Here is a 22,548-nt window from a genome sequence, read left to right as displayed (position 1 = left end):
CTCTTATCTTAGTTTTTGCTTCCTTTTGTATTGGCTTGGAGACACTCCCTTTATTTTCTTAAAAACCTTACAGAAATAACTGTGGTCCGAATAACCAACCGTTCCACTAATCTCAGAGATTGATTCTGTACCCTGTATAAGTAGTTTCGACGCCTCTTCAATCCGAATTCTATTAAGATATTCGATAAATCCTTCTTTATTATGTGTTGAAAAATAGCTGGAAAGGTATGAAGGATTAAAATGAAAATGTTTTGCCACCCCAGTAAGGGTGAGCGGTTCCGCATAATGTTCTTCTATATATATGATTAGGTTTTTCATATTTATATCTTCAGGCCCGCTTTGCACCGTTTCAAATATGCAATTTTTTGCTTCTTCGGTAAAGCGATTCATTAATTCAACGGTAGCCCTTGCTGAAGGCGCTTCATCAATCGACTTAAAATAGGAATACTTAGCATTTTCTAGTTCTGTTACGTTATATTTCATATTACTGAGGAGAATCGTTATGTTAAAAATAATGTTGCCAAAGAAAGCTTTAAATTCAAAGACATCCATTGTATAACAGCTCGACAACGCTGTAACATGGTCCTGTAAATATTGAAAGGCTAAATCAAAGTGTTTGCGCTTTAATTCTTCTGTAAACCAATCTAAATTAAAATTTTCAGGTTTGGCAGGCAGATTAGGGAGATTCTGTTTCATAAAGAATGATTGTTCGGGAAAATAAAAGCGATAAGCTAACAATTTTAGCAGACTTTCTTTGTAAACTGTCCCTAATCGTGCAAGGTCCGCAAACTCCTCCGTCATAGCAAGGCTAATTTCCGGAAATGACTGTACAAGTTGGTGCGCCAATTTAATGACCTGTGGTAGATTCTCCTCGTTTATATTAATTAAGTATCCGATAATATTATCTTCAACGCTTAGTGGCTCATAAACAGCTTGGCTTAAGTTTAACTGAATAACTTCTTCGATTTTCATCTTAATACTTGTTTGAAAATCTGAGTTCTTTTTAAATTGGTGGCTCCTTAGATCCGCTCCGATTAAACAATAATAACTATATGGAAAAGCCTGAGAGACTAACTCTGAATCAAAGTTTACTTCATAACCAGAAATGAGTTTCTCGATAATCTGCCCAACTGGGGGATTACGCTTTGATTTATTTTCCATTTCCTGAAACGAAGGGATCCTGCTTGATGCCGTTTTTAAAGCTTTTAACAGTCCGTCTGCATTGAGCTTGGGCTTTAATATATAATCAACAACGCCACTTTGAAAGGTGGATCGTACATAATCGAATTCTCCGAAACTACTTAAGATAATGATTTCAATGTGTGGATATTTTTCCTTCACAATTCTTGTTAGTTCTTCTCCATCCATTATAGGCATGACGATATCTGTAATGATGATATGTGGGTTCGTGGCTTCAATTAATTCCAGTGCTTCTTGACCATTCGAAGCTTCACCGACAATCATAAACCCCTCTTGCTCCCAATTGATATAGTGCTTAATCCCTTGTCTGATTAACATTTCATCGTCTACAATAAGTGTTCGGCATAGCTCCCCGACTGTCAACGCAATCCCTCCAGAAGATGACCTGTACAATTAGAAATTACAATATTTTTATTATACTATAACAATATTGATTGTTTTTTTATAAAAATGCACCTACTAGCTTCTATAACTTAGAATACAAATAAGGCGCATCCAATTAAATGGATACGCTATGGTACCTTTACTTTACATATTGAATGTTTAAATCAGATTTGTCGATAAGTTCAAGGTCTTTCGGGATTCGCATGTAGAGAATGCTTTGCCCATCGTAAAAACTAGAATGATGTGAGAATAACGAATCCCCGCCAGTAAATTGGTTGACCGCAAAGACATGATTAAACACAGAGAATTCTAATGTTGTTTTCTTAGGATTCCTTAACGATAACGTGCCTTCGGCTAATTCTAAGCGCGTCGGGTTAATTCTCTTGGAGATATCCATCTCATTCACACTAGACCGCGTTCTATAAGAAATCGCTTCAATCTTATGATCATTCGTTTTCTTTCTTTCCACAAAAATCTTGGTGTTTAGAAACTCCCCGTTGACAAGAACTACGTTAAGCTTTTGGTCCTGATAATCGAAAGACCATTTTTTTTCGATATATTTCTTGTCCACGGTATCGATTTTTCCCGCTACCGCTGCGTTGTCTAACGCAGCACTTTCTTTATCTAATTCATCGATATTAATTGTTTTAAAATCAGCCCTATTTTTCGCAGAGGAGAATGTAACCACCATTCCACAGATAAGCAATAGTGAAATATATCCAGCAACGATCCAGTGGACACGATTGCCGTACGAGTATTTCCCCTTTTTGTTGACTGTCTTCTTCATGATTTTGAACATAAACATGGAAATCATGATGACTATGAATAAGATGATAAGAATGGGTGCAAATATGTTCATGTTCATTGCTTAACCTCCAATCGATTGGAGATAACAAACGCCCCAGAAAAAAGCATACCGGCTACAACGATTATTTTAAAAATAAATAACAGGATGGAGGGCTCCGTAAAGATAAATCCTAAGATGTTTGTCACTGTTTTTTCGTACCCACTAACCGCTCCGAGAAACAACGACCCGAAAAAAAGTGCTGGTACTAAGACAACGAATGCTTTATGAATTTGGACAAGCGTTCCAACAAAATAGCCAAGTGCACTAAATAGAATAATGTAGAAAGTTGCAGCTACAATACCTAAAAGTAGTTCAACAGGTGCACTCACCACATTCGTGCTATCAATCGTGAGTTGGCCTACAAAGAAATAGACGATCACTTTTATTAAGTAAGTAGACAGCAAGGCTGTTAGTCCACCAATTATGCTGGCCGTCAACAGGAACAATAGATTGGAAAGATTACTACTAAGTCGATTGGTGATAAAGACAAAGTCATCATTTCTGTAGGCCTTTGTAGTAATGAGAATGGCCGTAATAAAACCCCACATCATCGTGAAAAAGACAACAATATCCGCTGAATAATAATGAACATCCACTTCGACCCATTCGCTGCTCGAACCTGCCATTCCCACTCCGTTTAATGTAAAGAGGATGGCTAACAGTTGGAGAAAAACTAATGTCATAAATACCTGAACATACGCCTTCAGCTTATAGCGATATTGTTTTTTCACAGTAGATAGTAGACTAATCTTTGTTAAAGACATCGTCTATTCCCCCTTTCGATTTACTAGTCAAATAAACACATAAGTCGCTTGGAGTAACAGGTGAGAAGTCAATCCCCGTAGCACGAGCCTTTTGCAATTCGTGTTCTAAAAGATCATTCCTTACAACCACGTAGGACTGATCAGGACCCATGCTTTTCGTGTGAAGGATTTCTCTTTCCTTTGTCCATTCATGGACGAGCCCTGTCTTCCCTTGGATTCCAATTGCCCACTCTTTAAAATCAGCTGCAGGGAGATGAAGGTGCTCTTTCCCATCCTTCATGAGAAGAATGTCTTCTAGTAAATCCTCAATCTCATTCAAATGATGGCTTGAGATAATAATGGAGCGTGGGTAGGCTAAGTAGTCTTTAAGGAGAGCTCGATAAAAGTCTTTTCTGACTGCCGCATCCATTCCTGTAGTAGGTTCATCCAAAAGGGTTAATGGGCAACGGGCGGATAATCCTAAAATTGTATGAAACGTACTTTTCATTCCCTTTGACAACCCGTTATATTGCTGCAGGGGATTGAAGGAGAAATAGTCAAATAGTCGATTGGCTAGGGCTTGATCCCAATTTTCATAAAAGCTCGATGCCGCCTCTAAGATTTCCATAAGGTTTAATGCTGTAGGGAGGTTCATTTGGTCATGGATAAATATGACGTTTGCTGAAACTGTTAGATTGTTAAACGGTCTTTCAGAAAAGACCTTTATCTCCCCCGCCGTTTCTTTTATATGGCCTGCAATAATTTTTAAGAGCGTTGTTTTCCCTGCTCCATTTCGTCCAATCAAGCCGGTAATTTTATTTTCCTCTATCTTAATTGTAAGGCCGTTTAATGCTCTGTTTCTCCCATAATCTTTGGTTAATCCTCTGCACTCAATGACAGTCATTCCTCTACCTCCCCTATGTTTGCCGCTTTTATCATGTCAATTAATTCAGCTTTACTCACGTTTAACCGTTCCGCTTCGAGGACAATCTCCTGGACCAATCTTTTCAACGTTTGATTCTTTCGCTTATTTAGGATCATTTCTTTAGCCGTGCCGGCTACAAACATCCCAAGCCCGCGTTTTTTATAGAGGATATTTTCATCTGCCAATATATTGAGGCCCTTCGCGGCAGTTGCTGGATTAATATTAAATATTTCTGCGAGTTGATATTGGGAGTAAATTTTTTGATCACTACCGAAATTCCCATTCAGAATCTCCCGCTCAAGCCACTCGGAGACCTGCAAATATATCGGTTTCGACCCGTCCAAATTCAGATTCAAGCTATCACCCCTCACCTAACACAGTACATTAGTGTTGTAATGTAGTATATAACAATTGGGAATAAAAAACAATGTAATTACGTAATTTTCCATTTTTGGTGTCAGGCACCACAAAAAGACATTTGTCCACGGCTAGTGCCTGACACCATGGATATGGCAAAATGGAGTGCAAATAAAATGAATAAACTTCCAGTGAGGTTTGGATACTATTTTTAAGAAGGAGTGTGTATTAGTGAATATTAATTCATTATGCTATCTCGGATTAGTGTTATTAAGTATCATTCTTCTGATTTATGTTTGTTATAAAAAAGGGGTAAGAAGGAGTTTGCTGCTTTTTTTAGCGATGGTCGGTGCAGGGTACATCATTGAGGCAGTCATTTATAATTTTTTAGGGAGTTATCAATATTATCCGAAACTTATCAAGCACGATGCTGTTTATGATAGTAATTTAGGAGCAATCGCATCAAATGCATTAGCATTGCCAGTGAGCGCCACCTTCCTCGCAACTTTTCACAAGAATTGGCTTTGGATTGCTTTGATTACTGGAATTTTTGCAGGGATTGAGTGGGTATTCCTAAAGCTGGATATCTATAGTCACAATTGGTGGGAGATAGGATACACCTCACTGGGGCTTCCTTTTTATTATCTGTTTGCAAAAATATTGCACAAAAAAATCAAGCTTCCGTTAAAAGGAATGCTTCATTCCTTTTGTCTATTTCTCATCGTTGGAACCTTTGCGGGAAGCTTTCATGTTTTTCCGATTTTGTTTTTCTCCAATCGATATTATGAATTGGGATGGTTTGGAAATCAAGCGAAGGATACAACTGCATTTGGGGCCATTTTCTATCTATGTGCCAGTCTCTTCTATGTTGCCATCGCGAAGTTCCATTGGATGCCCAGATGGTTAAAGTACATTGTCACCGCCCTATCTATGTATACAGCCATAATCCTTCTTAGAATAACAGGTATTTTGCACAGTCAAGTATGGTGGGATACACCGTATTACATTCTATTATCAATAGCAGCACTATTATATGCAGAAACAATCAGCAAACAATTAGCTAAAGGGACTTAAGGTGTCAGGCACCACTCGTGGACAAATGTCCACGAGTGGTGCCTGACACCTTTTCACTACACCTTTTCATTTATAATTAAAAATGAAGTTGGATTTTTTGGGCTTCCTCCAGCCTTTCTTGTTTCTCATTAAACACGTCACTGGTTAGAATTTGAATCCATTCTATTTTCTTACTCTCTGCATGGTCTACAATAAAGCCAATGCTTCCCCGCTTGATTCGGTTCCCTTCAATTTCCCCATTTAAATGTTCAAGATACATATCCTGTTTCCAATCCACTTTTACTCCTGTATTCGTTTCAAATAGGGCAACTGGGGCAAAATTCCGCTTTTCTTTCGATTTATTTTTAATATCAACATTAATTTTAATAAAATCAAATTCCTCAGCCTCCGTTAACGGGTGGAAATAGTCAATTAGACTATAATCTGGCCGGTAGTGAAGCAGTTTCATTTCTTTGATTGTGAACTCGATTTCCCCCAAATGATAAACACTATTTATTGGTTTGACCGCCTTTAAGGTCGCTTCCCCTTTTTCATCGGTAATAGATTGGCCAGGTTTCTGTAATGTTGAATCATCAGTCACCTGCGGGTTATTATAATAGGCATTATGATCGTCTTCGGAAATCTTTTTTGTATCTGTGGAGATTTTCTCTGTTTTTGATTCGGTCTTGTCTCTATTTGGGTGAATTGAAACAAATGAACAGCCTGTAAGTAGTAGAACTAATAAAATAGTAATCAATGTTTGTTTCATATTGATTCCTCCCATTAAGTGAAAATGGCTTTGTAGAAAGCAATCCCATTGCTAAAAGGGCAATGGGATTGCTTATTTGCAAATTCTAATTTGCTTACAAGGATAAAACTCACTTATCTTCGATGACTGTTTTTTTGCTACCTTTTTCAAGAATGTCAAAAATGATTTTAGCATTGTCTGTATTGTCAATTTGACCGGAGAAGCGCTCGCTGGCAGGTCCGAATGCATATACATTTACATCTTCTCCCGTATGGCCCCCAGTCGTCCATCCAGTGAAGGAACGGGTATCAATAATTTGTTCGATCGCATTATCGATATCTACAACTTTCTTTGAAACCGCCGCATCTTTAACGGTCTGAATCTCTTTATCCGTTAAAGGAAGATTGATAAATTTAGTCAGCGTATCTTTCACATCTGCGCCGCTCGCAATTTGTTCAGCCATAAAATCAGGTGTGCGCTTTGCCGCGTTGATTGGCGCACTAAACCAGTTGTACTCGCCGCGGGCCCCGATCGAGTATCCGCCAGTTGAATGGTCCGCTGTTGCCACAACAAGTGTATGTCTATCCTTTTTGGCAAAATCAATGGCTGCTTTGAATGCTTTTTCGAAGTCTTCCATTTCACTCATCGCACCAACTATATCATTATCATGACCGGCCCAGTCGATTTGGCTGCCTTCCACCATCAAAAAGAAACCTTTTTTATTTTGATCTAAGCGCTCAATTGCCGAAGTCGTCATATCCGCTAGAGAAGGCATCTCTGCTGTCCGGTCGATCATTTTTGGCATACCGCGTTTTGCAAATAAACCGAGCACCTGGTCATTTTTATCTTTTTTCAATTCTTGAAGGTTGGAAACATAGCTGTATCCATCCTTTTTAAATTCATCTGTAAGATTACGATCTTGACGGATAAATAAATCAGAGCCGCCCCCCAAAAGGACGTCAATTTTGTGTTTTCCGTTCACTCTTTCATTATAATAATCATCGGCAATCGCATTCATATTATTCCGGTTTACATCATGAGAACCGAACGATGCAGGTGTGGCATGTGTAATTTCTGAAGTTGCCACGAGACCGGTAGATTTCCCCTGCTCCTTCGCAGCTTCAAGGACAGTTTTGACTTCAGATTTGTCGTTATCCACCGCAATAGCGGCATTATAGGTTTTAACCCCCGCAGCCATTGCCGTAGCAGCAGATGCTGAATCCGTGACATTTTGCTTCGCATCCTCCGGATATGTAGTTTGTTGTCCCACTAAGAATTTATCAAACTCAGTTGGCTCCACTCTTTTGGTAGACGGATCGTCTTTTAAATAACGGTAAGCCGAGGTATAAGAAACGCCCATACCATCACCAATCAGAAAAATGACGTTTTTAATCTCCGCATTATTTTTAGCTGCTTTTTCCGTTTTGGCATTAGCCGTACCAGCTCCAACAAGACTGCTAAACGCCAAAGATGAGAGAACCGCAACTGGAAGAACCTTTTTCATAAGCTGTTTCTTAAACAATTTAATTTCCCCCTCAATTAAAGTTGTTATTACGCCTCTCATTATAGTGGGGCAGTATTAAGCAAATGTAAACAATTGTAAAAACAAATTTCATTATCTAGCCTAAATATAGGAAATTTGTCTGAGTAAAAATACATTTGAACAGATAGGCTGTATTTATCAATTCGTTTCCGGACTGGCTTCTCCTGAAAACGACCTACTTTTCTTTATATATTCTTAACAAAAATTGAACAATTGAATAAGAGTTAACTCGGAAAACAGGCGTCATGCATCATAAAATGGGATTTATCTACACGTGGTGCCTGACACCGTTTTCTGTTAGTATTTTGAATAGTATTGTAGTTTAATATGGATATAAATTGAGGATTGAGGGACATAGTTTATGTTGAGGAATAAGAATGTTTGGATTTTGTTAACAGGGGAATTTATCGCCGGACTTGGGTTGTGGCTCGGCATTATTGGTAATTTAGAATTTATGCAAGCAAAGCTGCCTTCAGACTTCTTAAAATCTCTCCTTCTCGCAGCAGGGCTTCTTGCCGGAATTGCTGTTGGACCCTATGCAGGCAGACTTACAGACGAAGCCAGTAAGAAAACCGTTATGCTGATTGCTGGATTTGTTAGGGCTATTAGTGTCATCTTTATGTTAATTGCAATTGCGACAGGCTCCATCTGGTGGATGGTCGTCTTTCTAGTCTTACTGCAGATTTCAGCTGCGTTTTATTTTCCTGCCTTACAAGCAGCTCTGCCTTTGATTGTGGCAGAAAAGGATTTGCTCCAATTAAATGGGATTCATATGAATGCATCGACTCTTTCTCGGATTATCGGAACAGCGGTGGCCGGAATTTTGTTAGTTGTTTTGCCTCTATCGATGCTTTATGTCGGTTCTCTGGTAGCGTATATCGCGCTATTCATTTTAACTTGGTTCTTAAATATCGATGAAACTAGGGATCGTCAGACAGCCCCAAAAAATGGGTCAGAAAAAACAAGTTTTAAAGAGGTCTTTCCTATTATTAAAGGTCTGCCCATTGTCTTGATGACACTGATTATGACATTGGTTCCGGTCCTTTTTCTAGGCGGCTTTAACCTTGTCGTCATTAACATTAGTGAGCTGCAAGATAGTGCAGCCATAAAGGGCTGGATTTACACGACAGAAGGAATTTCCTTTATGCTTGGCGCTTTTTTCATAAAATTAATCAGTGATCGAATTTCCCCCTATATCATCTTATTTGCCTGTTCTTTTTTGATTGGGGTTTCTCAGTTGCTTCTTTATTTGGCTGACGTTCCGGCATTGACGATTGTTGCGTTTGCAGTTTTTGGATTTTCTGTGGGCTGCTTTTTCCCGACGGCTGCCACCATTTTTCAAACGAAGGTACCAAAGGAGTTCCATGGGCGATTCTTTTCTTTCCGAAACATGCTCGACCGGGTGACCTATCAGATTGTCCTGCTCATTAGCGGCTTTCTTCTTGATCTAATTGGCTTGCAGCTAATGTGTGTCCTGTTCGGAGGCTTGTCGGTCATCATGACAATTGTTTTTTATGCGAGACACAGATACCTTCAAACCCATATAGCTAATCATAATAACTAACATACGAAAAACCGGGTGCTACCCGGTTTTTTTGTGTTTATTTAATTACGCTGTACCGATTTTTCATCCTTCATGACCGCTAGTCACCTTCACTAGTTACCATTGAACTGTTTTTTTACCCTCCACGGGCACTAGTCACCTCCACTAGTCTCAAAAATGGGTAGTGGAGTAGATGGGCTTGAGTTCTTTTTCTGGTTCTATGTAGGCTTTGGCGCTATTGACGGCGGTGGGGCCTTCTGAGAAACCGCCTGCGATTAGGTGAAATTTATTAGGGTAATTGGCCACATCCCCAGCGGCAAAAATTCCTTCAATATTGGTTTGCATCCTATTGTCTACTTTGATATTCCCATATTCGAAGTCTAGCCCCCAGCCCTTAATCGGACCTAGGTCAATGCAAAAGCCATGATTAACAAGGATTTCATCTACTTCAATGACCTGAGTTTCGTTGGTTTCAAGGTTTTTAACGCACACTCTCTCAATCCGATCATCGGCCCCATGTAAAGAGTCCAAAACATGCGGGGTCAGGATGGTTGCAGCTGATTTACGCAAATTACTAATATTCCGCTCAAGTCCTGAAAATTCATGTCTGCGATGCACCACAGTCACATGTTTCGCAATCGGCAGCAGCTCATTCGCCCAATCAACAGCCGAATTTCCGCCACCGGAAATCAGCACATGTTTATCCCTGTAGTCATTTAGCCTTTCCACCCCATAACGCAGGTTCCGTCCTTCAAATTTCTCAGCACCCTCAACATCCAGGTTGGCACTTTTCAACGTCCCGAAACCAGTCGCTAAGATAATTGTACGTGTCCGATGCCGCTCACCATTATGACTTGTTAATTGAAAAGTCCCATCTGCTAATCTTTCCAACCCAACCACCTGCTGATTCAAAACAATCGTCGGATTAAAGGTTTGTGCTTGTTCCGTCAGCTGTTTGATGAGATTTTCACCTGAAACAGCAGGAATCCCGCCAATATCACGGATGACTTTTTCAGGGTAGAAGTAGGAAACCTTTCCACCTAAATATGGCAGGAACTCAATTATTTTCGTTTCCATCTCTCTCATCCCACAATAAAAGGCGGTGAATAGTCCAATGGGACCCCCGCCGATAATGGTTACATCATAGATTTTCATTTCATTCCCCATCCAATCCAACAACTAGAAATTCATGACTCTTCGCTTATCTAAACTTTGCTCTTTCTCTATTAAATCATAGCAAAGGCATACTGGCTTCTTTGTCCGCGGGTCTTTGACAATTTCCGCATCGATTTGAAAAACAGTTTTTAAAACATCCGGAGTCATCACTTCGTCTGCGGTCCCCTCTTTAACAATCGTACCGTTGCGAAGAGCAACCATATGATGGGAAAACCGCGAGGCGTGGTTTAAATCGTGAATAACCATCACAATGGTCCGGCTCTGTTCCCTGTTTAATTTTTCAAGCAGTTGTAAAATCTCCAGCTGATGTGCCATATCGAGGTACGTGGTTGGTTCATCTAGCAGCAAGAGGTCCGTTTCTTGTGCAAGCGCCATGGCAATCCACGCACGCTGCCGTTGTCCACCCGACAGGGCATCGACAGGATGTGCTGAAAAGGAAGTCAGCCCGGTCACCTCTAATGCCCAATCAATCACCTTTCGATCATTATCAGTCAGCCTGCCAAATCCACTTTGATGCGGGGAACGACCAAAGGATATCAATTCATAGACCGTTAAGCAGTTGGGTGCTTCTGGACTTTGCGGAAGTACAGCCATTTTTCTAGCGATTTCCTTCGTTGGAACTTTGTGAATCATCTTCCCATCTAAATAGATAATTCCAGATTTGGCCGAATGGACACGTGCTAATGTTTTTAAAATCGTCGATTTCCCGCAGCCATTGGCTCCGATAATCGTAGTAATTTCCCCTTTGTTTATCTGTAAATTCAAGTTTTCAACTATTGTCTTGTCTCCATAACCAATCTGAAGATTCTCGGTAGAAAGTGAAACCACAATCCGTTCCCCCTTTATTTTGCTTTCATTAGTAAAATGATAAAATATGGTGCGCTAAATATTGCTACAACAATTCCCACCGGTATTTGCGTGGGTGCCAGAAGATTTTTCCCGATTGTGTCTGCCAATAAAAGCAGGAAAGAACCCAGCACTGCTGTTATTGGCAGAAATAGTTGGTGCTTAGGTCCAATCAATCGTTTGGATATATGAGGGGCAACTAATCCAAGAAACGCAATTCCTCCCCCTGCTGCCACACTAAAACCTGCAAGTGCTACAGCTACTAAAAGCAAGAGTCGTCTTTCCTTCTCGACCCGAATACCAAGGCCTGTCGCGACTTGATCTCCTAAATTCATGATATTTAGGGTGTGGGCTTTATATAAAGCTAACGGAAGAAGCAGTAGAATTAATGGGGCAAGAATGGCGACAAACTTCCAATTTGCTCCCCATATATCACCTGAAAGCCATACGGCCGCCTGCATAAAGTCCTGCGGATTCATTTTTAACTGAAAAATAACAATCGCTGCTCCAAAGCCTGAATTTACACCAATTCCTACTAAAATTAACCGAACGGGATCAATTCCCTTTTTCCATGCCAATAAATAAATCAGAAACGCAGCGATTACGGCTCCAACTAAAGCGAAAAGGGGCATTAAAAAAATGCCAAACGTAGTCACACTATTCATAGAACCCTGAAAGAAATAGATAAAGAGGATGACCATAAACCCTGCGCCTGAATTAATCCCTAAAATTCCAGGGTCCGCTAAATCATTTTTCGTCACTCCCTGCAGAATGGCCCCGGAGACAGCTAATCCTGCCCCAATTAACAGGGATAGAATCATTCTTGGCAGCCTAAAATCAACTAAAACGAGTTGGTCCCGGGCTGTTCCCATTCCTAGTAATGTCTTAAATACATCCAGTGGAGCAATCCGCACCACACCAAGATTTAAACTGATGATAAAAGTAATAACTGTTAGGATAACTAAAAGACCAATTAGAACGATAAATTTTTTCTGCTTTGCTTTCGATTGAGTCATTAGAGCCCTCTCCTTTCCCCGCGTGCTAGGTATAAGAAAAAGGGAACACCGATAATAGCCGTTATTGCTCCAACTGGAGTCTCAAACGGGGCATTGACCATTCTTGCCGCAATATCTGCCAAGACGAGTAACAGTCCGCCGAAGACAGCAGATATAGGAATAATCCAGCGGTAATCCGATCCAATCATAAAGCGAGTAATATGCGGAATCACTAATCCAATAAATCCGATTGCACCAGCAACCGATACTGCAGCACCTGTGAGTATTAATACCACAATGACCCCAAGTGATTTTACTAAAAGTGTATTTTGGCCGAGTCCTTTTGAAACTTCCTCACCTAGGCTAAGAATGGTGATCGACCTAGAGATGTACAGGGCAAGCAGTAGTCCAAAGCCGCCAGCGATAAGTAAAATCTTAACAGATCCCCAGGTTGTTGTTGTTAATCCGCCTGCATACCAGAAGCTCATGTCCTTTGCGACTTGTGTATGAAGAGCGATTGCACTTGAGTATGCACTGAGCATTGAGCCTACTGCTACTCCGGCAAGTGCAAGTTTAACAGGCGTCAATCCACCCTTTGAAAAAGCCCCTATTGTAAAAACTAGGATTACGCCAAGTCCCGCTCCTATAAAGGATGAAAAGGTTAAACCTAACATCGTCGCAGTTGGAAAAAAGGCGAGGGTGATAACTAACGCAAACGCTGCCCCGTCTGTCACGCCCATGATGGACGGTGATGCGAGTGGGTTCCGTGTCAAACCTTGCATCACGGCACCAGAAACAGCAAGTAAGGCTCCAACTAAAACGGCACTGATCGCTCTCGGCATACGAATTTCTTGGATGATTTGATGAGAAGTCAGTTCCGGATTAAAATGTGAGACAGCCTCCCATACTGTTCCGAGTTTAATATCCGCTGCACCGTAGGCAATCGATAAGCCCATTGAGATTAGGATTAGTATCGATCCGACGATTAATACAAAAGTTCCTTTGATCGATGTTTTCAATTTATTTTTATGAAGTTCTAAAGAGTTGCCTTCTCGTTGATGTGCATTTCCATTCAAATCTTACACCTCTTCTAAATAAAAAAAGAATCTTTGGGTATATTACTACATTGAAAATGAATAATTGTGGATTTTTTTAAAAAGAATGATAATCATTATCATTAAGTATAGATATTTACGACTTATTTTTCAATATGTTTACAGTATAAAAGGGACTCCCAGAAATATCCTTCAAATTCCTTTCACAAATTGACCTAATTTAAACAGTTTTCTTTATTGACATCGTAAATGAAAATGATTATCATTACCATTATCAAAGAGGGTATTCACTATCTTAGGAGGTTTAACGATGTTTAAAAGGCGTTTTTATTTATCTTTTACTTTATTACTGATGTTATTTTTGGTAAGTGCTTGCAGTAATTCTGATAATTCAAGTACGGACAAGAAAACTGAGAAAAAAAATACTGAGGTCACATTAACAGATGCTAAAGGAGAAGTGGTGATTCCGGCTAATCCTAAGCGAATTATCGCCCCATATTTAGAGGATTCATTAGTAGCATTAGGAGTAAGACCAGCAGTTCAATGGTCCATCGGGGACACAGTTTTAGATTATTTGCAACCAGAGTTAAAGGATGTTCCAAAAATCGGGTGGGACCTTCCACTTGAACAGGTAATTAACAACAACCCTGATTTAATTATTTTCAGCTCTCCATCTGCCATTCAAAAGGGCCAATATGAAGAGTATAAAAAAATCGCCCCAACCTACGTCTATAAGGACGAAGTCAGTGCAGATTGGCGCAAACAATTAACACAAATGGGTGAGATTTTAAGTAAACAAGCAGAGGCAAAAGAGGCGCTAGCGAATTATGATACGAAGGTCGCGGATGCAAAAGCAAAAGTCCACGATGCCATTGGCGATGAATCAGCTGCTATCCTATGGGTCATGGCCGATAAGTTTTATTTAATGGAAAACAATCGTTTCAGTGCCAACGTCCTTTACGGCGATTTAGGCATTAAGCAGCCTGCCTTCATTGAAGGTCTAGGCGGTGCCGCTGTTCAGTGGGACCCGATTGCACTTGAAAAATTGCCGGAAATCAAAGCAGATCACATCTTCCTCGTCAGCAAAAAAGGGGAACCTGGATTAGACTTATTAGCAAAGAGTTCCATCTGGAACGGGCTGGATGCAGTTAAAAATGGACATGTATATGAAATGAACGACCCAAGTAATTGGACCATCAACGGTTTGAAAGCCAGTGAAAAAACCATCGATGAAGTGGTAAAATCACTTACAAAATAAAGGGAAAACTATCAAAACGTTAAAAAAGAGGATTTCCACGCTATGAAAGTCATAGTGGAATCCTCTTTTTTGTTGATTTACTCGCAAATTTAGTTATTTTTCAATGTTACATACCTTTTTATACACTTTGCCGCTCTGTAAAGGGATAGAAAAACATTCTATTGGCGAATTATTAGGTTCTATCAGCGAATTTATGTGTTCTATCAGCGAATTTTCGTATTCTATCAGCGAATTTCCGAGTTCTATCAGCGAATCGAATAAATCCTAAATTCAACCTTCAATCGTGCTGGAGCTAAACAATTCGGATGTAGGGAAAACAATCTGATACTTAGTCCATCCCTTTTATTAAAGTTTAATCAAACGTTTAATTAGTTTATTAGCTTTTCTTAAAATACCCAGATATATCATAGCTTCAACACGATTTAACCAATCGTTTGATTAGTTTTTCCATTTTCCTAAAAAAATCAGATGTATCATAGTCTCACGTACTTTTAATCAAACGTTTGATTAGTTTTCCTGTTTTTCTAAAAAATCAAATGTATCATGGACTCACGTACTTTTAATCCAACATTTGATTAGTTTTTTAGTCCATCCATCCATGGACATCGAAAAAGTGCCTGACACCATTCGTTTGTTTATTGAGTAATACCCTTAGGAGACACGCTTTAAATTTTTAAATTGCCCTTTTGATAGGACGGATTTTTCTAGGCGGTGAGCCATCATTCCGGCAAGGACGGCTAAGATAAGGTCTTTTGGAAGTGGAACAACCATCCATAACCAAGCCATTTTATAAGTGAATCCTTCTGGTGCAGCTGCCCAAATTTTATAGGCAAAGTACATCCAATTTGTACCGAAAAGGTAGTTCACAGTCATTCCAATTAAAGACGCAATGATAAATACAGCGACAGTTTTTTTCTTTTCAACGATTTTTCCAATGATAAATGCTGTAAAAATATACGAGAGGATAAAGCCGAAGGTGGGACCGAAAATGGTAGAAGGTCCAGCCCCAAATTTAGCAAATACAGGGACTCCTACTAATCCTACGAGCATATAAACTGTCATCGCTATTGACCCCAACCGGCTCCCCAAGATAGCCCCTGCTAAGATAGCAAAAAAGGTTTGCAGTGTAATCGGCACACCTCCAACTACCATAAAAGGTACAAAGGAGGTTATGTTAGCGCCAATTGCCATTAATGCAACAAACATCCCCACTAGTGTTATGTCCAACGCCCTTAATTTTTTTTTCATTCTCCCACCCCAATTAATAATTGTTATAATATTAAAATAAAGGGAACAAGAGGTATTGTCAACTAAAATATAATATAGGTTAACAATATAAGAATGAATTAGTTCACACCAACTATTTATGATCTTTTATTATTACCTTAAAAAAAGTGTCAGGCACCGCAAAAGGACATTTGTCCACGAGCGGTGCCTGACACCCACTTTTACTTTGTTGTAATATCGATCAGGACGGCGTACCCATTGTTTACTTTGAGTTTGGCTAGTATTTCTCCTTTAGCAGAGGCTTTTTCCCATTCTGTGCCGGTGTTGTCTTCTAGGTAGTAATTATCTAAATTGTAATCCAGGAAGGCTATTTCCTGTCCTTGATTGTCTTTGTCGGTATAGTTTATGGTGGCTTTTAGAAATATCCCCTTTTTAGGCTTTTCAAGGGTTACTCTTTTCGGCGTGTGGACTCCATTATTTTTCTCCATTAGAACAAATACGTCAAACGGTCCTCCCTGGTTCTGCATTTTTTTGACTACTGCTTTATCCACCAAATCGACCGGGACTTCTTCCGCCTCATATCGAAGGGTCACATAATCGCCTCGAAATGGGTCTGATGGGTCCAGCGGTTTTGTTTGGAGAATCATTTCCTCGCCCGTTAACATGGTATAAACAGGAGTGATGCACAGGCCTAACAGAATCACCACTGGCAAAGAACAAGCCAAAACTAACTGCTTTGCTCGCTTATTCATGCACACTCACCCCTTTTTTTCTTTGTTTTTCAAAATAAAAACCGAAACCGAGCAGCAGGAATCCACCAATAATAAATACGAACGATTTTGGCAAAAATTCAAAGGATAAATCCAGGTAGAAACGGAAGATCATCACGCATAGGATGATGATACTGATTAAGCTGCCTCGTTTGATTAAGTACAACACATAGAGCAAGTACAAGACAGAGAAAGGAATATATATCCAATCAACTGGCCAGGTATCCTCAAAAGATAACAATAGTGCTGCCGCCCCATGTACGAGGTATCCCAAGACCACATAAATGTCTCTCACTTTCCCCTTGGAATGAACAAGAGCTACCCCAATTACCAAATAGATTAGTCCATACACGTACGGAAAATCAGTATAGTCAGAGCGGTTGAGAATAAAGCTAACGATCGTCCCGATAAAGGTCAGCGAAACCAAGCCCGTGACAAAGCCTGTTACTTTTGAAAAGCCTATTTTTTCATTAAGAATATAAATTGCCGCAATCCACAACAACGTCCAATACGGGATGTTTACGCCTTGAAGATATTGTCCATCGAGCAGGTACTTGAGGACAAATAAGGAAGAGGCAAGAAGAATCCATTTATCCCGTAATACCCAAGCTAGCGGCATTATGCCAAGCGACCACCATAAAAAGGCATTTTGTGAATTTGTGCCGAGATGGAACATTTGCTCAATCAGAAAAATTCCCGCACCGAACACAAGAATACCTAAATAGTATAAACCCCTAGATGTTTTCGGATAGTTTTTTTCCATTTTATATCCTGCCAGATTACTGGCAAGGAAGATTGCAATTATTAAAAGGAGTTTCACTGTCTTTCCAATTTCATCCCAATTACTCGCGATAAAACTGAGGACCCCTGCCCCTATCAAAATAGAACCCACATACAAAAGTGTTTTTGTAAAAGATAATTTCTGCACCTCGTAAATCCCGTCTATCTCGTTGGCCTTTCCTGCAGGCAGAATCTCGGAGTCTTCTAAGAACTTAAGCTCCCGCTTTAAAAAATTTAACTCATGCTGTTTTACAATCCGCTTCGCCATCCATCCCACCCCTTTTCCCGTCTTTTTTAATGAGGTTCAATCCTCTTTACCAATTGAAACCAATTCCTCTACAGTTAAGTTTATTCGACAAATAGCGTTAATATCCTTTTAAAAAAGGAAATGTACTGCTCCCCCACAAGCTTCTAGAATTCGAAGAAAAAGGTGTCAGGCACCTTAGAAGGACAAATGTCCACAAGCGGTGCCTGACACCATTGATTGATTGATCGATGATTATTTATCCCGGCAAAATTTACAAACTTTGATGGTTTGGTTTGTTTCAGTCTTATGCGGATATAGCAATTTAATTCTTGTTCTTTCACATAGCGGGCATGTCCCGCGGCCATTTGAAGGCAAGTAGCTGATTGTTTTCCCTCGGTTTCTCTTTGCCATTTCCATCCATCCCTATCTAGATAAATTCTCGTTTCTTTATCTAATGATGGACTGGCACAAATATTGTTAGGCATTTAATTGTTTTTCAAAAAAAGCTTGTTGTTCGAATGCTCGCTCGTTTAGAAGTTCGTTTTAAGGAGAATGCTTTTTACAGTCATTTCCTCCCACAGTGCCTGACACCACACTGACACCACTCATTCATTTTTGCTCACTAATCTACATACATATCTATGAAGATCAAATACTTTCATTGGCTGCACGACAATAAAACACTTTCCATAAGATAGGAATAAGAAGCGAGACTTAAACTTTTTTAGTTGGAAAGGAAAGATGTGGTGCTTCAATATGAAAAAAAACGAGGCTTATCACGATTTGTTTCAAAATCTTCAGGAGAATGGGATGTCATTCGATCTAGTCTTTGACCGGATCGTAACATTCATGAAGTTAGATCCAAATGGGAACTACCGACTAATGGTCGGAACTGATTCTCAAGTCCATAAATCAACGACTGTTTTTATCACGGGGCTTGTCATCCAAAATAAAGGAAATGGAGTATGGGCGTGCATTAAGAAGGTGGTCATTCCAAGAAAGATGACTCATTTACATGAGCGAATATCTCTTGAACTATCATTAACCGAGGAAGTCGTTTCGATGTTCACGGAGGAAAGAAAAAGTGAGTTAATCAATCTTGTCCTTCCCAACATATATCAAGGGGCAACCTTCACGATGGAGGGTCACATTGATATTGGAGCGGGCAAAAGAAACAAAACAAGTGAGTTTGTGAAAGAAATGGTCACCAGAATCGAATCAATGGGGGTTGAACCGAAAATTAAACCAAACGCCTTTGTTGCTTCCAGCTATGCCAATCGTTACACCAAATAAGAGTGTCAGGCACCACGAAAAGACAATCGTCCTTTTAGTGGTGCCTGACACTCTTTTTTTTACATCCTCATAAAAGACATTCCAGTTCAACTTTTACTGTGGTGCCTTTGCCAATTTGACTTTCGATTTTCATGGTGCCGTTATGTTCCTGGATGATTTTGTTGCTGACAGTTAAACCAAGCCCAATTCCTTTATCCTTGGTTGTATAGAACGGGGTTCCCAAATAACGCATAAGTTCGCCGTCAATACCCATCCCTTCATCCGAAAAGCAAATCTGCACTCGATTGCCCTCTACTCTCTGAACATGTATATTGACATTTCCACCTAAGGGCATAGATTCGATGGCATTTTTCAAAAAATTAACAAAAACCTGTTTCAGCTGATTGGGATTACAAAGCAAATCAATCGTATCATCTTGATATTGGTTAGTTATTTGTACATTATGTAATAATGCTTGTGGATGTAAGATATTAACCGTACTTTCTAGGATTGCATTTAGATTTTCTTGATCAAATTGAATGGCTTGGGGTTTGGCCAAGGACATAAATTCATTCACTATCATATCTATACGATCTAATTCGTTCATTATGATAGATAAATAGTCATCTTGTTTTTCTTTGTTCGTTGTATCTTTTAATAGCTTTGAGAATCCCTTTAATGAAGTCAAAGGGTTTCGGATCTCATGAGCTACTCCAGCAGCTAATTGACCGATGATTGAAAGGCGATCTAAATTTCGGAGGGCATCATCATTTTTTACCCGGTCCGTAATATCTCTGCCGACGGTGACAAAGGAATCAATTTCTCCTTGTTCATTAAAAATGGGAGAAATTGTGGTCTCAGAATATATCACTTGATTTTCGCCTGTACGTATCTTCGTTTGCAGAAGTTGCGGTTCCTCTGTGTCTATTAACCTCTGATATACTTTTTCAAAATGCCCCTTTTCCTCTGGCATGATAAAATCATAAACGCTTTTACCAATTAACTGTTCAGAGGTATATCCAATACCTTTTTCATGGGAAGGAGAAGCATAGACAATCTTATTATCTTTCGAATAGACCTTGATCATATCCGTTGCATTTTCGGTAATTAGTTTGTACATCTCTCGCGTCTTTTTCAATTCTCTTTCAATATTTATATGCTCCGTTATATCACGGAAAATCGCAAGGACAGCAATGATTTCCCCACATGGGCTTCTAAAAGGGGAATATGAAACAGCTATATCAAGGATGGTTCCGTCTTTATGGTACCTTTTGGTAACCATATCCGGAAATGCTTCACCGCCTTTGACTGATTCAATAATATCATGCACGAATTCAGGAGCTGAAAATTCCTCCACCCTTTTTCCTATGACATCTTCCTCAGAATAGCCAAACATTTTGGTATACACATGGTTGACCCGAATAAACCGATTCTCCATATCAACCATACAAATCGCGTCTGCTGTACAGTCAAGAAATAAGTCAATTAAATCATCTGGATTATACACCACAGATTCCTTCTCATTCGTAAAAATCGGGACATTCTTCGACATAGAGATCTCTCCAAACACATCATATATTCTCTCATTCTCCATTTTACAGAGTTTTTCGATAAAGAAAAGAAGTATTTTCAAAATGGTGTCAGGCACCACAGAAAGACATTTACCTGATTTCATCCACCCCACAAGGACAATTATGTGTGTTGGTACTAAAAAACGCTTGGACCACAGTGATAGGTGGCCAAGCGTTGCTATTTCTTTTTATTAATCGACTGGGCGGTCCTCAAAATCGTAATCAACAGTCCCTGGTGCCACTCGTGCATTTTCTAAGGCCGGGGTGTCTGGACGGGCTATTTGATACACGGACGAGCCAACAATCTCGGCGGCCTGCTGCAGCTTTTCCTTACTGATTTTATCTAGAGTATCGGTTGGCTGATGGTACCAAGGCTCAACTGGTGAATGAATGAATAGTGCTGACGGAATTCCTAATTCGTGGAACGGCTGGTGGTCGCTTCGACCTAGTTGGCCATAAGGAATCGCTACATCCATCGTCCTTAATCCTGCTGCTGCTCCCAAATCGGTAACAAGGTTCTTCTTACCGTCAATCGTATACATAATTAATCCGCCCGCTGGATTATCCGCTCCGGCATCCCGACCGCCGATCATATCCATTTGGAAGTGGGCAACCATGCGATTCACATCACTTTTCGGAAGCTGTGAAGCATAGAAAGATGACCCTACTAAACCTCGTTCCTCCGAACCAAATGTTAAGAAGCGAACTTCTGTATCAATTGGTGCTTTCGCAAAAATCCTCGCTAATTCTAGAACAGCAGATACACCTGAGGCATCATCGTTTGCACCTGGGCCACCACGAACTGAATCATGATGGGCACCGACAGTAACAATTTGACCTGTATCCTTATTCTTGTTTGGCTTCAATTTAGCTTCAACAACATAGGATGTTTTCTCGATTTTTTCGATATCGACGTCTAAGGTTACCTCAACCGGTCCAGACTTTAATTTTCCAACCAATTCCAAGCCTTGTGTTTGTGTGATCGCTACAGCCGGAATATTTTGCCCCTCTTGCGCTTGGCCAAAGGCGTTACCATTAGAACTATTGTTATACATGAGTACACCCACTGCACCTCTATTTAAAACATTTTGCACTTTTTCGATAAACGTTATGTCGCCACGTTCCACCAAGGCAATTTTCCCCTTCACCTCATCGCCAATCTCTTCAGGCTTCGCTTTACCAACATTCACTAGTTGTTTCGTCACCTTTCCACTTACACTGCCGCTAAAAGCACGTGGTGCGGTTCCTGTGATATCGGCTCCACCAATTTTCACCCAAACATGGTTTGTCCGATAATCATAGATTGGGAATGGTAATACCTTTGTCTCAAAGCCTAAGCTCTTAAATTGGCCCTCTATGTATTTTACGGCACGAACTTCCCCTTCGGTTCCAGCCTCCCTTGGCTGTTCAGATAATAGTGCAATATTGTTATACATATTATCCGCACTAATTTTCTTGATAATCTTATTGTCAAAGGCTGTGGCTGATTGTCCATTTGGTGCACCGTTTGTTTGGGCATAAACGGCCCCGCCCGACAAAACCATACTGGCTGCTAGAATAGTAATAATAGATTTACGACGAAACATGTAATTCCCCCTTTTTATTATCAATCTACTTTATTATTCCTATATTAGAAAATTTAGTAAACAATAATCGTTCTACAAAGTACTATATATTCCCTCTAATTCCGGCAGATTTACACTATGTGGAGTATAAAAACATAGTTCCTTTTAAGAAAACTATCAAAACTTAGTAGTCTTAATTTAACATACATATCACTTAAAAATAGCCACTTTTGAGTACATCATCTCATCCGCCTGGGATTAAACATCTAGAAAAAGATAGATTATTCTACCTATAAATGACCTGCTTCGAGGAAAAGGAACATATTTTGCATTCCCCTATCCCCTAATAGGATAAATCCTCAATTTTTGCGCAAAAATGACAAAATCTTCACATACAAAAAGCACGCAGTTTGATAGATATTTTCCTGCCAAAATACGTGCCT

The 22,548-nt window shown here is 39.8% G+C and carries 21 protein-coding genes; 4 read left to right on the top strand and 17 right to left on the bottom strand.

The features are described 5' to 3' along the window. Positions 1-3: 3 nt before the first annotated feature. The 5 genes from BDR01S_RS11610 to BDR01S_RS11590 all read right to left on the bottom strand — a co-directional run bounded on the left by BDR01S_RS11610 (position 4) and on the right by BDR01S_RS11590 (position 4,455). Positions 4-1,563 carry a response regulator transcription factor gene (locus BDR01S_RS11610; protein ID WP_157406156.1) on the bottom strand — a complete coding sequence of 520 codons (1,560 nt, stop codon included), beginning with the start codon at positions 1,561-1,563 and terminating at the stop codon, positions 4-6. Between the two features lie 160 nt (positions 1,564-1,723). Next, positions 1,724-2,449, bottom strand: a complete 726-nt coding sequence (locus tag BDR01S_RS11605) for a hypothetical protein (RefSeq protein ID WP_066249933.1) — start codon at positions 2,447-2,449, stop codon at positions 1,724-1,726. Further along, positions 2,446-3,195 carry a hypothetical protein gene (locus tag BDR01S_RS11600; protein ID WP_066249930.1) on the bottom strand — a complete coding sequence of 250 codons (750 nt, stop codon included), beginning with the start codon at positions 3,193-3,195 and terminating at the stop codon, positions 2,446-2,448. Before BDR01S_RS11600 ends, BDR01S_RS11605 begins: the two co-directional genes overlap by 4 nt. Beyond that, positions 3,176-4,078 carry an ATP-binding cassette domain-containing protein gene (locus BDR01S_RS11595; protein ID WP_066249928.1) on the bottom strand — a complete coding sequence of 301 codons (903 nt, stop codon included), beginning with the start codon at positions 4,076-4,078 and terminating at the stop codon, positions 3,176-3,178. The genes BDR01S_RS11600 and BDR01S_RS11595 overlap by 20 nt, the downstream gene beginning before the upstream one ends. Beyond that, complete coding sequence (locus BDR01S_RS11590; RefSeq protein WP_066249925.1) at positions 4,075-4,455, bottom strand: GntR family transcriptional regulator; 381 nt, start codon at positions 4,453-4,455, stop codon at positions 4,075-4,077. The genes BDR01S_RS11595 and BDR01S_RS11590 overlap by 4 nt, the downstream gene beginning before the upstream one ends. Positions 4,456-4,687: 232 nt before the next feature. On the opposite strand from BDR01S_RS11590, the gene BDR01S_RS11585 reads away from it, so the two are divergent. Continuing rightward, positions 4,688-5,530 (top strand): hypothetical protein, encoded by an 843-nt coding sequence (locus tag BDR01S_RS11585; RefSeq protein WP_066249922.1) that lies wholly within the window; start codon positions 4,688-4,690, stop codon positions 5,528-5,530. 76 nt (positions 5,531-5,606) lie between these two features. Here BDR01S_RS11585 and BDR01S_RS11580 read toward each other — a convergent pair whose 3' ends face one another. Continuing rightward, positions 5,607-6,278 (bottom strand): DUF4352 domain-containing protein, encoded by a 672-nt coding sequence (locus BDR01S_RS11580; protein ID WP_066249919.1) that lies wholly within the window; start codon positions 6,276-6,278, stop codon positions 5,607-5,609. Between the two features lie 109 nt (positions 6,279-6,387). Beyond that, positions 6,388-7,761, bottom strand: a complete 1,374-nt coding sequence (locus BDR01S_RS11575; protein WP_066259599.1) for an alkaline phosphatase — start codon at positions 7,759-7,761, stop codon at positions 6,388-6,390. Positions 7,762-8,161: 400 nt separating this feature from the next. Between BDR01S_RS11575 and BDR01S_RS11570 the strand changes: the two genes are divergently transcribed. Then, complete coding sequence (locus tag BDR01S_RS11570; RefSeq protein ID WP_066249917.1) at positions 8,162-9,364, top strand: MFS transporter; 1,203 nt, start codon at positions 8,162-8,164, stop codon at positions 9,362-9,364. Positions 9,365-9,514: 150 nt separating this feature from the next. On the opposite strand, the gene BDR01S_RS11565 is transcribed toward BDR01S_RS11570, so the two are convergent. Genes BDR01S_RS11565 through BDR01S_RS11550 form a run of 4 tightly spaced genes read right to left on the bottom strand, consistent with a single transcriptional unit; the run spans position 9,515 to position 13,379 of the window. Further along, positions 9,515-10,510, bottom strand: coding sequence for an NAD(P)/FAD-dependent oxidoreductase (locus BDR01S_RS11565; RefSeq protein WP_066259593.1), 996 nt, complete (start codon positions 10,508-10,510; stop codon positions 9,515-9,517). 12 nt (positions 10,511-10,522) lie between these two features. Further along, positions 10,523-11,347 carry an ABC transporter ATP-binding protein gene (locus BDR01S_RS11560; RefSeq protein WP_066249915.1) on the bottom strand — a complete coding sequence of 275 codons (825 nt, stop codon included), beginning with the start codon at positions 11,345-11,347 and terminating at the stop codon, positions 10,523-10,525. A 14-nt stretch (positions 11,348-11,361) separates the two neighbouring features. After that, a complete protein-coding gene (locus tag BDR01S_RS11555) occupies positions 11,362-12,381 on the bottom strand; it encodes a FecCD family ABC transporter permease (protein WP_066249912.1) in 1,020 nt (339 codons plus the stop codon). Beyond that, the gene (locus BDR01S_RS11550) at positions 12,381-13,379 is read right to left on the bottom strand and encodes a FecCD family ABC transporter permease (protein ID WP_066259590.1); all 999 of its coding nucleotides are present in this window, start codon (positions 13,377-13,379) and stop codon (positions 12,381-12,383) included. Before BDR01S_RS11550 ends, BDR01S_RS11555 begins: the two co-directional genes overlap by 1 nt. 346 nt (positions 13,380-13,725) lie before the next feature. Between BDR01S_RS11550 and BDR01S_RS11545 the strand changes: the two genes are divergently transcribed. Further along, complete coding sequence (locus BDR01S_RS11545) at positions 13,726-14,673, top strand: ABC transporter substrate-binding protein (protein ID WP_066249910.1); 948 nt, start codon at positions 13,726-13,728, stop codon at positions 14,671-14,673. 651 nt (positions 14,674-15,324) lie between these two features. On the opposite strand, the gene BDR01S_RS11540 is transcribed toward BDR01S_RS11545, so the two are convergent. The 4 genes from BDR01S_RS11540 to BDR01S_RS25355 all read right to left on the bottom strand — a co-directional run bounded on the left by BDR01S_RS11540 (position 15,325) and on the right by BDR01S_RS25355 (position 18,182). Next, positions 15,325-15,921 (bottom strand): biotin transporter BioY, encoded by a 597-nt coding sequence (locus tag BDR01S_RS11540; RefSeq protein WP_066249908.1) that lies wholly within the window; start codon positions 15,919-15,921, stop codon positions 15,325-15,327. A 200-nt stretch (positions 15,922-16,121) separates the two neighbouring features. Beyond that, positions 16,122-16,652: a GDYXXLXY domain-containing protein gene (locus BDR01S_RS11535; protein WP_066249906.1), complete on the bottom strand. Its 531-nt coding sequence runs from the start codon at positions 16,650-16,652 to the stop codon at positions 16,122-16,124. Next, on the bottom strand, positions 16,645-17,718 hold the full coding sequence (locus tag BDR01S_RS11530) for a DUF2157 domain-containing protein (RefSeq protein WP_066249903.1): 1,074 nt from the start codon (positions 17,716-17,718) through the stop codon (positions 16,645-16,647). Before BDR01S_RS11530 ends, BDR01S_RS11535 begins: the two co-directional genes overlap by 8 nt. A gap of 143 nt (positions 17,719-17,861) precedes the next feature. Further along, positions 17,862-18,182, bottom strand: a complete 321-nt coding sequence (locus BDR01S_RS25355) for a hypothetical protein (RefSeq protein ID WP_066249900.1) — start codon at positions 18,180-18,182, stop codon at positions 17,862-17,864. A 271-nt stretch (positions 18,183-18,453) separates the two neighbouring features. Between BDR01S_RS25355 and BDR01S_RS11520 the strand changes: the two genes are divergently transcribed. Next, a complete protein-coding gene (locus BDR01S_RS11520) occupies positions 18,454-18,990 on the top strand; it encodes a ribonuclease H-like YkuK family protein (protein WP_066249899.1) in 537 nt (178 codons plus the stop codon). Between the two features lie 67 nt (positions 18,991-19,057). On the opposite strand, the gene BDR01S_RS11515 is transcribed toward BDR01S_RS11520, so the two are convergent. Both BDR01S_RS11515 and BDR01S_RS26585 read right to left on the bottom strand, forming a co-directional pair. Beyond that, positions 19,058-20,521, bottom strand: coding sequence for a PAS domain-containing sensor histidine kinase (locus BDR01S_RS11515; RefSeq protein ID WP_066249896.1), 1,464 nt, complete (start codon positions 20,519-20,521; stop codon positions 19,058-19,060). Between the two features lie 210 nt (positions 20,522-20,731). Beyond that, on the bottom strand, positions 20,732-22,126 hold the full coding sequence (locus BDR01S_RS26585; protein WP_066249894.1) for a M28 family peptidase: 1,395 nt from the start codon (positions 22,124-22,126) through the stop codon (positions 20,732-20,734). Positions 22,127-22,548 lie beyond the last annotated feature (422 nt).

Source organism: Neobacillus drentensis NBRC 102427, from assembly GCF_001591445.1.
Classification (GTDB): Bacteria; Bacillota; Bacilli; order Bacillales; family Cytobacillaceae; genus Neobacillus; species Neobacillus drentensis.
This window is presented reverse-complemented; position numbering and strand designations above follow the sequence as displayed.

What these genes read in the sequence shown, in the direction of transcription:
- BDR01S_RS11555 (WP_066249912.1), bottom strand. Translation starts at nt 12,381, where the DNA reads ATGACTCAATCGAAAGCAAAGCAGAAAAAATTTATCGTTCTAATTGGT.
- BDR01S_RS11545 (WP_066249910.1), top strand. Translation starts at nt 13,726, where the DNA reads ATGTTTAAAAGGCGTTTTTATTTATCTTTTACTTTATTACTGATGTTA.
- BDR01S_RS11535 (WP_066249906.1), bottom strand. Translation starts at nt 16,652, where the DNA reads ATGAATAAGCGAGCAAAGCAGTTAGTTTTGGCTTGTTCTTTGCCAGTG.
- BDR01S_RS11565 (WP_066259593.1), bottom strand. Translation starts at nt 10,510, where the DNA reads ATGGGGAATGAAATGAAAATCTATGATGTAACCATTATCGGCGGGGGT.
- BDR01S_RS11595 (WP_066249928.1), bottom strand. Translation starts at nt 4,078, where the DNA reads ATGACTGTCATTGAGTGCAGAGGATTAACCAAAGATTATGGGAGAAAC.
- BDR01S_RS11515 (WP_066249896.1), bottom strand. Translation starts at nt 20,521, where the DNA reads ATGTCGAAGAATGTCCCGATTTTTACGAATGAGAAGGAATCTGTGGTG.
- BDR01S_RS25355 (WP_066249900.1), bottom strand. Translation starts at nt 18,182, where the DNA reads ATGCCTAACAATATTTGTGCCAGTCCATCATTAGATAAAGAAACGAGA.
- BDR01S_RS26585 (WP_066249894.1), bottom strand. Translation starts at nt 22,126, where the DNA reads ATGTTTCGTCGTAAATCTATTATTACTATTCTAGCAGCCAGTATGGTT.
- BDR01S_RS11575 (WP_066259599.1), bottom strand. Translation starts at nt 7,761, where the DNA reads ATGAAAAAGGTTCTTCCAGTTGCGGTTCTCTCATCTTTGGCGTTTAGC.
- BDR01S_RS11540 (WP_066249908.1), bottom strand. Translation starts at nt 15,921, where the DNA reads ATGAAAAAAAAATTAAGGGCGTTGGACATAACACTAGTGGGGATGTTT.
- BDR01S_RS11520 (WP_066249899.1), top strand. Translation starts at nt 18,454, where the DNA reads ATGAAAAAAAACGAGGCTTATCACGATTTGTTTCAAAATCTTCAGGAG.
- BDR01S_RS11570 (WP_066249917.1), top strand. Translation starts at nt 8,162, where the DNA reads ATGTTGAGGAATAAGAATGTTTGGATTTTGTTAACAGGGGAATTTATC.
- BDR01S_RS11600 (WP_066249930.1), bottom strand. Translation starts at nt 3,195, where the DNA reads ATGTCTTTAACAAAGATTAGTCTACTATCTACTGTGAAAAAACAATAT.
- BDR01S_RS11530 (WP_066249903.1), bottom strand. Translation starts at nt 17,718, where the DNA reads ATGGCGAAGCGGATTGTAAAACAGCATGAGTTAAATTTTTTAAAGCGG.
- BDR01S_RS11580 (WP_066249919.1), bottom strand. Translation starts at nt 6,278, where the DNA reads ATGAAACAAACATTGATTACTATTTTATTAGTTCTACTACTTACAGGC.
- BDR01S_RS11605 (WP_066249933.1), bottom strand. Translation starts at nt 2,449, where the DNA reads ATGAACATGAACATATTTGCACCCATTCTTATCATCTTATTCATAGTC.